Origin of the sequence: Acidovorax sp. HMWF029 (assembly GCF_003060895.1) — a bacterium.
Classification (GTDB): Bacteria; Pseudomonadota; Gammaproteobacteria; order Burkholderiales; family Burkholderiaceae_C; genus Acidovorax.
In genome coordinates, this window is the sequence record NZ_QAIH01000180.1 from 1 (window position 1) to 12738 (window position 12738).

The window sequence follows — 12738 nt, forward strand, 5'->3', positions numbered from 1 at the left end:
GCTCGTCGACCGTGGTTTCGCCGGGTTTGAGGTATTTCTCCCGCAGCACATCCAGGCTGATGGGTTGCAGGGACGGGGTGGGGCTGATAGGAGGCTGGGGTTCGCGTTTCATGGGGGCCGATGATTTGGGTTTCACACTGAAACGGTGTTGTTTTCCGTCAAGGAGCGCTCATTCCACTCCGAATGCATCCCTATGGCAAGTCGATGCCCGATCACTCGTTCACCAGCACCTGGCCGTCATGCTCCACGTATGGCTGATAGGGACCCGTACCGCTGTTGTCCGCGCGCGAGGCGGGGACAAAACCGCCGGTGCTGACATCGAACACATGGACCTCGCCCTCCTCAATCACGTAATGCCATCCATGCAGGCTGATCTGGCCAGACTGCACCCGGCTGCGCACCATGGGGTATTCCATGAGGCGCTCCAGCTGCAGCACCACAGCGCGCTGCTCAGTGCGGCGCAGCACCTCGGGGCCTGGCTGCATGGGCAACAGTGCCTCGCGCCCCAGATCCAGCCAGCGGTTGAGATTGGGGGCCTCGGGCGATACCTCACCATACATCGCCTTGATAGCCCCACAGTGGCTGTGGCCGCACACCACGATGCGGCGCACCTGCAGGTTGAGCACCGCAAACTCAATGGCCGCCGTGGTGCCATGGTGGCCGTGCGATCCGTCGTACGGCGGAATGAAGGCCCCCACATTGCGCAACAGGAACAACTCGCCCGGCCCCGCCCCGGTCAACAGGTAGGGCACCAGGCGCGAGTCAGAACAGCCGACAAACAGAGTGGTGGGGTGCTGCCCCTCGTCCACCAGGGTCTGGAACTGTTCGCGGTACTGGGGAAATGCGTCGTTGTGAAAACGGCGCAGGCGGTCCAACAACTCGTCAGGCATGGCAGTACGACCCAGAGAAATGCATGCCGCTACTGCACCAGCAGCGATTCGGCCGCATCAAGCGCCACCCCATCGACCACGGCGGCGCCTGCCAGCAGCTGCAGGTACTGGCGCAGCGCGTTCACCCAGGCCTGCTGTCGCAGGGTGAGTTCAATGGCCTGGCGTACTTCCTCGAACGCGGGTTGCTGCCCGGATTCGCGCGCCACCACCTCCACCACATGCAGGCCAAAGCGGCTGTGCACCAGGCGCGCCAGCACGCCGATCTCGGCGCTGCCAAACACCTCGCGGGCGAACTCGGGAGCACAGTCGGCACGGGTCAGCCATCCCAGCTCACCGCCTTGCTGGCCACTGGGGCAGTTGGACCACTGGGCGGCGGCCTTGGCGAACTGGGCGCCGCCATCGTCGGCGCAGCGCAATTCAATGAGCAAGGCCTCGGCCCGCAGGCGCAGCAGTTTCACATCCACGCCTGGCGTCACCGCAAACAGCACATGGCGCAGCTGCGCACGCTCCCCCTGGGCATGGGCCGATGGGTGGGCCTCGTGGTAGCGGCGGCAGGCTTCTTCTGAGGGATCGGGAGTGATCAACTCGCGGTCCAGCAGTTGCTCAATGGCGTTGGAGGCCTCGGTGCTGATGGCGCCCTGGACACCCGGCACATCGTCTGCCGACAGCAGCCCCGCCTGCTGGGCGGCCTGGCGCAGCAGCTCGGTGCAAGCGCGTTGGCGCAAGGCCTCTTCGTCCAGCAGTTCGTGCGGGGCATTGAGGGCCACGCCGTTGATGCGTGCTACGGCAGCCACCGCGTCGGCCATTGCACCCGCCGCAGGTACCGAAAGGACCATTGGGGACACATCGGCCATAGTCGCGGCCAGGGCCTCATAGGCCGAAGCCTGCGTGGGGGTCAGCGTGCTGGCAGGGGCTGTCTCAGCACTGCGCTCGGTGGAGCCACATCCGCAGCTCCCGGTTCCACATCCGCTCATGGTGTGCTCCTTGATAGTCAGTGGATTTCAGGCGCCGCGGTCTTGCGACTGCATGTGGCCTGGAGGCAGATTCAGGCGGCGCGCACGCACCACCTGGTAGGGGCGCAACACATAGGCCAGCGTGCCAAAGCCGCTCCAAACATGCACCAGGCGGGTGAACGGGAAGACCAGGAAAATCGTCATGCCCAGGAACATGTGGGCCTTGAAGATCCAGCCCGCCTCAGCCAGCAGCTCCACCCCGCCGCTGCGGAAGGTCACCACCCGTTGCCCCCATTCGGCCAGCTTCATCATCATGGAGCCATCCAGATGCTGCGCTGACATGGGAATGGTGGCCAGGCCCAGCGCCAGCTGCAGCCACAGCAGCACCAGGATCAGGATGTCGCTGGTCTTGGACGTGGCGCGGATGCGCGCGTCCGACAGGCGGCGGTGCAGCAGGATGGACAGGCCGATAAAGCCCAGCGTGCCCGCAATGCCCCCAGAGACCATCGCCATGAGCTGCTTGGCGCCCGCACTCATGAAGTGCTCGTACACAAAGTGCGGCGTGAGCATGCCCACCGTGTGGCCGAAGAACAGGAACAGCACGCCGATGTGGAACAGGTTGCTGCCCCAGCGCAGGCTGCCGGTGCGCAGCAACTGTGACGAATCGCTTTTCCATGTGTACTGGTCACGGTCAAACCGTGCCCAGCTGCCGATGAAGAAAACGGCCAGGCAGATGTAGGGGTAAATGCCAAACAACAGGGTATCAAGCCAGGTGGTCATGCTGAGACTCCTTCGGGTGCCCGCTCGGCGCGTGGGGTACGAACAAAATGCAGGGGCTGCGGCTGGTCAGGCTTGGCCTGGCCCTGGGTGCTGCAGCCACCAAACGCTTCGGGCTCGGCCCACACCTCGTCCATGGGCGGCTCAGGCGTGAGCGCCACCGACTGCACACGCTGGCCCGAGACTTCGAGCACAGCGGCGATCACGCTGGCATAGGGGCTATTGCGCGCGACCAATGCGCTGAACAAGGCATTCAGGATGTGGGCCATTTCGCCCAGGAACTCCTTGGCCACTTCGGGTGGCTGGGTGGAGGCGAACTCCAGCACCACCGGCAGGTGGTCGGGCAGCTCGTCGGCCTGGAATTGCAGGCCGGCCTTTTCATAGGTCTGCATCAGGTCGATGAGCGCAGGGCCGCGGTCGCGCGAGTCGCCGTGCACATGCTCGAACAGGTGCAGCGACGTCTGGCGGCCCCGGTCAAAGTTGTCCACGTAGCGGGCTTCTGCCTCCAGCGGGTCAAACGTAGCCAGGTGCTCGCACACAGCCTTCAGTTCATTCATGCGATCGGCCGGAAGGGCCTGCTCTGCCTGCAGGGCGTCGATCAGCTGCGGCATCACGCTGCGCAACTGCGCATCGGGGTAGCTCAGCAGGTAGCCCAGGGCGCGCAGGGTCAGGCGCACGGAGGTCGGGTTCTTCTTGAACATGGTGGTTTCCTTGTTTTCAGTGGCCCATTGCGCCAGTTGTGAACTGAGGCGAATGAGACTGGCGCAGTGGTATCGCGAGGACGGCCAGCAAGGGCCGCCCCGCGGCAAAGGCTGTCGTCCCCCTGGAGGGGGAAGGCGCGAAGCGACTCAGGGGGTGTTTCATACCGTTGCTTTGATGGGGATGGTTCGGGGCTTCTTTCCGCCAAACATGCTCGTTTCGGTGGCACCGTCGGAGCACCCATTGCCAAACGAGAAGCCGCAGCCGCCCCGGATGTCGAACGCGTTTTCGGCGTACTCACGGTGGGCCGACGGGATGACGAAGCGATCCTCGTAGTTGGCAATCGCCATCACGTGGTACATCTCCTCCACCTCGGCCATCGACAGGCCGGCCTGCTTGAGCACGGCCAGGTTCTGGCGCTGCTCCACATGCTTGTCGCGCTGGTAGGTGCGCATGGCCAGCATGCGCTCAAGCGCCCGCACCACGGGGCCGGTGTCGCCGGCGGTGAGCAGGTTGGCCAGGTACTGCACAGGGATGCGCAGTTGCGACACATCGGGGATCTCGCCATTCACGCCCACATGGCCGGCGTTGGCAGCGGCCGTGATGGGCGACAGGGGCGGTACATACCAGACCATGGGCAGCGTGCGGTACTCGGGGTGCAGCGGCAGGGCCACCTTCCATTGCACGGCCATCTTGTAGACAGGACTGTTGCGCGCGGCGTCCATCCAGCTGTCCGGGATGCCGTCGAGGCGGGCCTGCTTGATGACATCGGGGTCGTTCGGGTTCAGGAAGATGTCGAGCTGGGCCTGGTACAGGTCGCGGTCGCGCTCCACGCTGGCGGCTTCCTGAATGCGGTCTGCGTCATACAGCAGCACGCCCAGGTAGCGAATGCGGCCCACGCAGGTTTCGGAGCACACCGTGGGCTGGCCCGCTTCGATGCGCGGGTAGCAGAAGATGCACTTCTCGGCCTTGCCCGACTGCCAGTTGTAGTAGATCTTCTTGTAGGGGCAGCCGCTCACGCACATGCGCCAGCCACGGCACTTGTCCTGGTCGATCAGCACGATGCCGTCTTCCTCGCGCTTGTAGATCGAGCCGCTGGGGCACGATGCCACACACGCCGGGTTCAGGCAGTGCTCGCACAGGCGCGGCAGATACATCATGAAGGTGTTTTCGAACTGGCCGTAGATGTCTTTTTGCACATCGTCGAAGTTCTTGTCCTTGCTGCGCTTGCTGAACTCGCCGCCCAGGATTTCTTCCCAGTTCGGTCCCCACTCGATCTTCTCCATGCGCTTGCCGGTGATCAGGCTGCGCGGGCGGGCCGTGGGCGCAGCCTTGCTTTCGGGCGCCGACTGCAGGTGGTCGTAGTCGAACGTGAAGGGCTCGTAGTAGTCGTCGATCTGCGGCAGGTTGGGGTTGGCGAAGATGCGCATGAGCAGCTTCCACTTGCCGCCCTGGCGGGGGGCAATGGAGCCGTCCGGGTTGCGCACCCAGCCGCCGTTCCACTTGTCCTGGTTTTCCCATTCCTTGGGGTAGCCGATGCCAGGCTTGCTCTCCACGTTGTTGAACCAGGCGTATTCCACGCCCGGGCGGCTGGTCCAGACGTTCTTGCAGGTAACCGAGCAGGTGTGGCAGCCGATGCACTTGTCCAGGTTGAGCACCATGCCGATTTGTGCGCGAATTTTCATCGTGTTTCTCCTTGTCTTCGGCTTCAGGCGTGGTCGGATGCAGCGGCTTCGCCATCCATCCAGTCGATGCGGTCCATCTTGCGCACCAGCACAAACTCGTCGCGGTTGGTGCCGATGGTTCCGTAGTAGTTGAAGCCGTAGCTCAGCTGCGCATAGCCGCCGATCATGTGGGTGGGCTTGAGCACGATGCGCGTGACCGAGTTGTGGATGCCGCCGCGCGTACCGGTGATCTCGGAGCCGGGCGTGTTGATGATCTTCTCTTGCGAGTGGTACATCATCACCATGCCGGGGTTCACACGCTGGCTCACCACCGCACGGGCCGCAATGGCGCCATTGGCGTTGAAGAGTTCGACCCAGTCGTTGTCCACGATGCCCGCGACCTTGGCGTCGTCCTCGCTCAGCCACACCACGGAGCCACCCCGATTCAGCGTGAGCATCATCAAGTTGTCGCTGTACGTGCTGTGGATGCCCCACTTCTGGTGCGGCGTGATGAAGTTCAGCGCGATCTCGCGGTTACCGTTGGGCTTCTTACCCTCGACTTCTTCCAGCGTCTTGAGGTGCACGGGTGGGCGGTAGCTCACAAAACCTTCGCCAAAGTCACGCATCCACGGGTGGTCCTGGTAGAACTGCTGGCGGCCCGTGAGGGTGCGCCATGGGATGTACTCATGCACATTGGTGTAGCCCGCGTTGTAGCTGACCTTTTCACTCTCCAGGCCCGACCAGGTGGGCGAGCTGATGATCTTGCGCGGCTGCGCCTGGATGTCGCGGAAGCGGATCTTCTCGTCCTCGCGGTGCAGCGCCAGATGCACGTGGTCGCGGCCCGTCTGCTTGCCCAGCGCTTCCCAGGCCTTGCAGGCCACGTGGCCGTTGGTTTCAGGGGCCAGCATCATCACCACTTCGGTGGCGTCAATGTCGGTCACGATGCGGGGCATGCCTTGCGTCACGCCCTCTTCCTTCACACGGCCGTTCAGATCGCCCAGCTGGCCCACCTCTGTTTGCGTGTTCCAGCCAATGCCCTTGCCACCGTTGCCCACCTTGTCCATCAGCGGGCCCAGGGCAGTGAAGCGCTTGTAGAGGTTGGGATAGTCGCGCTCGACCACCGTGACCTGCGGCGCCGTCTTGCCAGGGATGAGCTCGCACTCACCCCGCTTCCAGTCGCGCACACCATAGGGCTGGGCCATTTCGCCCGCCGTATCGTGCATGATGGGCGTGAGCACCACATCCTTCTCGACGCCCAGGTGGCCCACGCTGACCTCGCTCACGGCCTTGGCGAAACCCTTGTAGATCTCCCAGTCGCTCTTGGCCTGCCAGGCAGGGTCCACCGCTGTGGACAGCGGATGGATGAAGGGGTGCATGTCGCTGGTGTTGAGATCGTTCTTCTCGTACCAGGTGGCCGTGGGCAAGACGATGTCGGAGTACAGGCAGGTCGTGCTCACGCGGAAGTCGAGCGTGACCAGCAGGTCCAGCTTGCCTTCGGGCGCGTTGGTGTGCCACTGCACTTCCTCGGGCTTGGCTTCATCCTTGCCCAGATCCTTGCCCTGCACGCCGTGGGTGGTGCCCAGCAGGTGCTTGAGGAAGTACTCATGCCCCTTGCCCGACGAGCCCAAAATGTTGGAGCGCCACACGAACATGTTGCGCGGCCAGTTGGACGGATGGTCCGGGTCCTCACAACTCATGGTGAGCGTGCCGTCCTTGAGCGATTTGACGACGTAGTCCTTCGCGTCCATGCCTGCCGCTGCGGCGTCTTTGGCCACCTGCAGAGGGCTGGTCTTGAGCTGGGGAGCGGAAGGCAGCCAGCCCATGCGCTCGGCGCGCACGTTGTAGTCAATCTGCGCGCCGTGATAAGCCTTCTTGTCGGCCAGCGGCGAGAGGACCTCCTCCATGCCCAGCTTCTCGTAGCGCCACTGGTCGGTGTGGGCGTAGAAGAAGCTGGTGCTGTTCATCTGGCGCGGTGGGCGGATCCAGTCCAACGCAAAGGCCAGCGCCGTCCAGCCGGTCTGTGGGCGCAGTTTTTCCTGGCCCACGTAGTGCGCCCAGCCACCACCACTCTGGCCGATACAGCCGCACAGCATCAGCATGTTGATGATGCCGCGGTAGTTCATGTCACTGTGGTACCAGTGGTTCATGGCCGCACCGATGATGACCATGGATTTGCCGTGGGTCTTGTGCGCGTTGTTGGCAAACTGGCGGGCCACGGTGATGACCTGGTCGCGCGGCACACCGGTGATCTTTTCCTGCCAGGCGGGCGTGTAGGGGCGGTCGCTGTCGTAGGTAACGCCCTGCTCTTCGCCAGGCAGGCCCCGGTCAATGCCGTAGTTGCCCGCCAGCAGGTCGAACACGGTGGCCACCATCACGCGGCCCTGGGCTTCGTGCCCGGCCAGTTCCAGGTGGGACACCGGCACGCGGCGCACCATCACATCACCACCTTGTTCGTTGGCCGTGAAGTTGGGCGTTGCCACGCCGCCAAAGTATGGGAAGGCCACATCAGCCACGTCATGGGCCTGCGCGCCGTCCTCGATCACCGACAGCTTGAGCTTGACGGTGTTGCCCGTGCGGGCTTCCTTGTTCTCCAGGTTCCACAGGCCCTGGTCGGCGCGGCCGTCTGCCCCCCAGCGAAAGCCGATGGAGCCATTGGGCAGCGTGACCTGGCCCAGCTCGTCGTAGCCCACGGTCTTCCAGTCGGGGTTGTTGGACTGATCGAGCTGGCCGGGGAAGTCGCTGGCGCGCACATAGCGGTCGGGCACCATCACCGTGCGGCCATCGGGCAGCGTCTTTTCCTTCAGCACCACCAAGAGCGGCAGGTCGGTGTAGCGGCGCGCGTAGTCGTCAAAGTAGCTGCTTCGGCCCTTGCCACCGTCCTTGAAGTAGAACTCCTTCAAGATCACATGGCCCATGGCCATGGCCACGGCAGCGTCGGTGCCCTGCTTGGGGTGCATCCACAAATCGCCCAGCTTGGCCACTTCGGAATAGTCGGGCGTGATGGACACGACCTTGGTGCCCTTGTAGCGGACTTCGGTCAAAAAGTGCGCGTCGGGCGTGCGCGTCTGGGGCACATTGGAGCCCCAGGCAATGATGTACGAGCTGTTGTACCAGTCGGCCGACTCGGGCACGTCGGTCTGCTCGCCCCAGGTCTGCGGACTGCTGGGGGGCAGGTCGCAATACCAGTCATAAAAGCTCATGCACACGCCGCCCATCAGGCTCAGGTAACGGCTGCCTGCGGCGTACGAAATCATCGACATCGCCGGGATGGGCGAAAAGCCGATGATGCGGTCCGGGCCGTGCTTCTTGATGGTGTAGACGTTGGCCGCAGCAATCATCTGGTTCACTTCGTCCCAGGTGCTGCGCACAAAGCCCCCCAGGCCGCGCTGCTTTTGCCATTCGCTGCGCGAGGCGTTGTTCTCAACGATGCTGGCCCAGGCGTCCACCGGGCTCTTGGCCAGGGCGATGGCGGCGCGCCAGTGCTTGAGCAGGCGGCCACGCACCATGGGGTACTTCACACGGTTGGCGCTGTACAAGTACCAGCTGTAGCTGGCGCCGCGTGCGCAGCCCCGGGGTTCGTGGTTGGGCAGGTCGGGCCGGGTGCGGGGGTAGTCGGTCTGCTGGGTTTCCCAGGTCACGATGCCGCCCTTGACGTAGATCTTCCACGAGCAGCTGCCCGTGCAGTTCACACCGTGCGTGCTGCGCACGATCTTGTCGTGTGCCCAGCGGTCGCGGTAGGCATCTTCCCAGGTGCGGTCTTCACCGTTGGTTTCGCCATGGCCCTGGGCAAAGGTCTCGCGGGGTTGCGCGAAGTACGAAAGGCGGTCGAGGAAATGGCTCATCGGGGGCTCCTTGTTCTGCTGTCTTGTTCGGGGTGCCTGCTCAGCAGGGCATCTCAGCGTGCTTGCGGGCGTAGTACCACCAGGTCAGTACGATGCAAATCACGTAGAAGGCCAGAAAGGTCCACAGCGCAGCGTGGGGACTGCCTGTGAGGGCTATGGAGCTTCCGTAGCTCTTGGGAATGAAGAACCCGCCGTAGGCCGCCATGGCAGCCGTGAAGCCCAGGGTGGCGGCGCCCAGGGTGTTGCCTTCCTTGTTGGCGTTGGCCACTGCTGCTGCGTCGTTCTTGTCCACACCGCGCATGGCTTCAGTGAGGAAGATCACGGGGATCATGCGAAAAGTCGAGCCGTTGCCGATGCCGGTGGTGAGAAACAGCACCAGGAAGCACACGAAGAAGCCCGCGAACTGCCCGTCGTTACCGCCCGAGGGCAAAAACACCGTGACGCCCATCACGGCCACGGCCATGACGATGAAGTTCCACAGCGTGACGCGCGCACCACCCAGCTTGTCTGACAGCCAGCCGCCAAACGGGCGGATCACCGCGCCCACCAGCGGCCCCAGCCAGGCGTAGGCCAGCGGGTTCACACCGGGGAACTGGCTCTTGATGAGCAGCGGGAAACCTGCGGCGTAGCCGATGAACGAGCCGAACGTGCCGAGGTACAGCACACACATCAGCCAGTTGTGCTTGCGCTTGAAGATGGCGGCCTGCGCAGCGAACGAGGCGCGTGCGTCAGCGATGTCGTTCATGCCGAACCAGGCAGCCAGCGCGGTGATCGCGATCCAGGGCACCCAGATGAAGGCGGCGTTTTGCGTCCACACCTGCATCGTCTGGCCGTTCTTGACGATGGTCTGCGCCTCGCCGCCAAAGATGCCGAAGATGCCAGCCGTGACGACCAGCGGGCTCAAGAACTGCACGACCGAAACACCCAGGTTGCCCAGGCCCGCATTCACGCCCAGCGCCGAGCCCTTGCGCTCCCTCGGAAAGAAGAAACTGATGTTGGCCATGCTGGAGCTGAAGTTGCCACCGCCCAGGCCGCACAGCAGCGCCAGGATGAGCATGGTGGGATAGGCCGTGGTGTTGTCCTGTACCGCAAATCCGATGCCGATTGCAGGGATCAGCAAGCTGGCGGTGGAGATCGCCGTCCAGCGGCGGCCGCCCACCAGCGGCACCATGAACGAGTAGAAGATGCGCAGCGTGGCGCCCGAAAGCGCGGGCGCTGCCGCCAGCCAGAACAGTTGGTTGGTCGAATACTTGAAGCCCAGGCCCGGCAGGCTCACGGCGACCACGCTCCAGACCTGCCAGATGGCAAAGGCCAGGAACAGCGCGGGCACCGATATCCAGAGGTTGAGCTTGGCGACGGCTTCGCCTTCGCGCTCCCAGAAGGTCTTGTCCTCGGGTGTCCAGAGGGTAAGCAGGCGCCCCTGGCGCCCGCTGGTGGTGGTGGCAGACATGGTGAGGTCCTTGGGGAAAAATCAGCGGACGACCGTTTGCGCGGCGGCGTCCTGTGGGCCCATGACGGGCATGCGGCGCACTTCGGTGAAGTACATCCAGATGAGCGAAACCCAGACCACGCCGTACATCAGCATGAAGGCGCTGGAGCGGATTCCCGTGAGGTCCATCAGCGCACCGAACAGGATGGGCAGGATGAAGCCCCCCATGCCACCGGCCAGGCCCACAATGCCGCTGATGGCGCCGATGTTGTGGGGATAGTCGTCGCTGATGTACTTGAAGACACTGGCCTTGCCGAAGGCCCAGGCAATGCCCAGCAGAAACATCAGGCCGGTGAACAGATAGACGTTCAGACCGATATGAAAAGTCTTGGGGCCGTTGACGGTGAGGATGGTGAAGTCGGTTTGTGGGTACGAGAGCAGGAACAGGCAGATCCAGCTCACCCACATCACCCACCAGGTCACGCTGTGGGCGCCGTACTTGTCACTCAACATGCCGCCAATGGCACGCAGCACGCCACCTGGCAGCGAGAAGCAGGCGGCCAGCAGAGCCGCCACGCGGATATCGAGGCCGAACTCGCCCACGTAGTACTGCACCATCCACAGCGACAGCGCCACATAGCCGCCAAACACGATGCTGTAGTACTGACAGTACTTGAGGACCTTGGGGTCCTTCAGCGCCTTGAGCTGGTCGGTGAACTTGACGTTGCTGGGCACCAGGTGGGCCGGGTCGCTGTGGCTAAAGAACCAGAACAGCACCAGCGTGCCCAGCATGATGGCCGCGTACACCTGCGGCACCATGGTCCAGCCAAATGCCACCAGCAGCACCGGGGCGACAAACTTGTTGACGGCGGCACCCGAGTTGCCCGCGCCGTACACGCCCATGGCCGTGCCCTGGCGGTGCTTGGGAAACCAACGCGCCACATAGGGCGTGCCCACAGAGAACGAGCCCCCCGCCAGGCCAACGAACAAGCCGATGGTCAGGAAGTGCCAATACTCGGTGGCGTAGCCCATCATCCAGATGGCGGGCACGGTGGTGGCCATCACTGCGGCCATCACGATGCGGCCGCCGAACTTGTCGGTCCAGATACCGAGCGGCACCCGCACCAGCGAACCCGTGAGCACGGGCATGGACATGAGCAGCCCGAACTGCGTGGAGTTCAGGTTGAGCATCTTCTTGATGGGGATACCGATGACGCCGAACATCATCCAGACCATGAAGCAGACGGTGAAAGCGAAGGTGCTGACGATGAGCACCGACCAGGCCTGGCGGGTGCGCTGTGGGCTGTCGCCCGGGGGCAATGTGGTGTGTGCCATTGCGCGGTTCCTCTTCTTCTCTTGGGTATGGCGCTATGGTCGGTTTTCAGCACCGCGCTGAACATCCTTCACAAGCACAGCCCGGTCACGGCAGAAGGAGTAGTCCCCGGCGCGGCAAGGGGCGAGGGCATCGTTCGAAAGAACTATTGAGTCGGCTTGAATCAACTTGAACCGTTCACGCTGAGCCTGTCGAAGCGCCGCGCAGGGCTTCGACAGGCTCAGCCCGAACGGATTTTTCAAGTTCAAAGATGCCGACTCAATAGGAATGCCCTGCCCGCACAAGGAGCAAGGCAACGCGCAGCGCTAGGTGCGCAGGTGCGGACGCAGACCTGCACACCGGCAGATGGCGTGGATTTGATGGAAAAATCGGCCCTGCCGCGCTATAGGCAAGCCTCAATAGCTATATATTTGATAGCATCAAAGCAATATAGGACCAGCACTGCCGTGCAGCGCCGCCAACCCTACTCCGCGCGATGGCGGTCGGAGGCGTAGACCGCCGCCTGCACACGCGAGCTGAGGCCCAGCTTGCGCAGGATGTGTTGTACGTGGATCTTCACCGTGGTCTCGGCGATATCGAGCGTGCGGGCGATTTCCTTGTTGCTGGCGCCGCGTGCAATCTCGCGCAGCACCTCTTCCTCGCGCGGGGACAGCTGCGCCACGGCAGCCGAGGCATCGGACGGAGGTGACGCCTGCGCCACCGGGGTCAGTGCGGACTCCGGAGCCCCCTGCGACTGGAAGGCTGCCACCAGTTTGCCCATGAGTTCGGGGCTCACCACGGGCTCGCCCCGGGCCGCCCGGCGGATGGCCTGGGCCAGCAGGTCGCCGTCGATGGTCTTGAGCAGGTAACCCTGCGCGCCGTTGCGCAGCGCGGCGGCCAGGTCCTGCCCGTCCTCGCTCACGGTGAGCATCAGCACGCGCGATGCGGGGGCCACCTCGCGCAGGCCCCCGATGGCGTCCACGCCCATCACGCCGGGCAGGTGGTTGTCGAGCAGTATCACCTGCGGCAATAACTGCGGCGCCAGGCGCAGTGCCTCGGCGGCATCGCCTGCCTCGCCCACCACCAGCAGGCCCGGGTCCAGCGCCAGCAGCGCGATCAGGCCCCTGCGGAACAGCGTGTGGTCGTCCACCACCAGCAGCGTCACCGGGGGC

The 12738-nt window shown here is 63.9% G+C and carries 9 protein-coding genes; all 9 read right to left on the reverse strand.

Annotated elements, in window-relative coordinates:
• Window positions 1-212: 212 nt before the first annotated feature.
• The 9 genes from DBR12_RS12425 to DBR12_RS12465 all read right to left on the reverse strand — a co-directional run bounded on the left by DBR12_RS12425 (window position 213) and on the right by DBR12_RS12465 (window position 12731).
• Window positions 213-890 carry a carbonic anhydrase gene (locus DBR12_RS12425; protein WP_108617530.1) on the reverse strand — a complete coding sequence of 226 codons (678 nt, stop codon included), beginning with the start codon at window positions 888-890 and terminating at the stop codon, window positions 213-215.
• Between the two features lie 29 nt (window positions 891-919).
• On the reverse strand, window positions 920-1744 hold the full coding sequence (locus tag DBR12_RS12430) for a peptidylprolyl isomerase (protein WP_108617531.1): 825 nt from the start codon (window positions 1742-1744) through the stop codon (window positions 920-922).
• 147 nt (window positions 1745-1891) lie between these two features.
• Window positions 1892-2623, reverse strand: a complete 732-nt coding sequence (narI, locus tag DBR12_RS12435) for a respiratory nitrate reductase subunit gamma (RefSeq protein ID WP_108617532.1) — start codon at window positions 2621-2623, stop codon at window positions 1892-1894.
• Window positions 2620-3321, reverse strand: a complete 702-nt coding sequence (gene narJ, locus DBR12_RS12440) for a nitrate reductase molybdenum cofactor assembly chaperone (RefSeq protein WP_108617533.1) — start codon at window positions 3319-3321, stop codon at window positions 2620-2622. Before narJ ends, narI begins: the two co-directional genes overlap by 4 nt.
• 159 nt (window positions 3322-3480) lie before the next feature.
• Window positions 3481-5004 carry a nitrate reductase subunit beta gene (gene narH / locus DBR12_RS12445; RefSeq protein WP_108617534.1) on the reverse strand — a complete coding sequence of 508 codons (1524 nt, stop codon included), beginning with the start codon at window positions 5002-5004 and terminating at the stop codon, window positions 3481-3483.
• A gap of 23 nt (window positions 5005-5027) precedes the next feature.
• Window positions 5028-8825, reverse strand: a complete 3798-nt coding sequence (locus tag DBR12_RS12450; protein WP_108617535.1) for a nitrate reductase subunit alpha — start codon at window positions 8823-8825, stop codon at window positions 5028-5030.
• A gap of 40 nt (window positions 8826-8865) precedes the next feature.
• Complete coding sequence (locus DBR12_RS12455) at window positions 8866-10275, reverse strand: NarK family nitrate/nitrite MFS transporter (RefSeq protein ID WP_108617536.1); 1410 nt, start codon at window positions 10273-10275, stop codon at window positions 8866-8868.
• Window positions 10276-10296: 21 nt separating this feature from the next.
• A complete protein-coding gene (locus DBR12_RS12460) occupies window positions 10297-11589 on the reverse strand; it encodes a nitrate/nitrite transporter (protein ID WP_108617537.1) in 1293 nt (430 codons plus the stop codon).
• A gap of 461 nt (window positions 11590-12050) precedes the next feature.
• Window positions 12051-12731: a LuxR C-terminal-related transcriptional regulator gene (locus tag DBR12_RS12465; protein ID WP_108617538.1), complete on the reverse strand. Its 681-nt coding sequence runs from the start codon at window positions 12729-12731 to the stop codon at window positions 12051-12053.
• Window positions 12732-12738 lie beyond the last annotated feature (7 nt).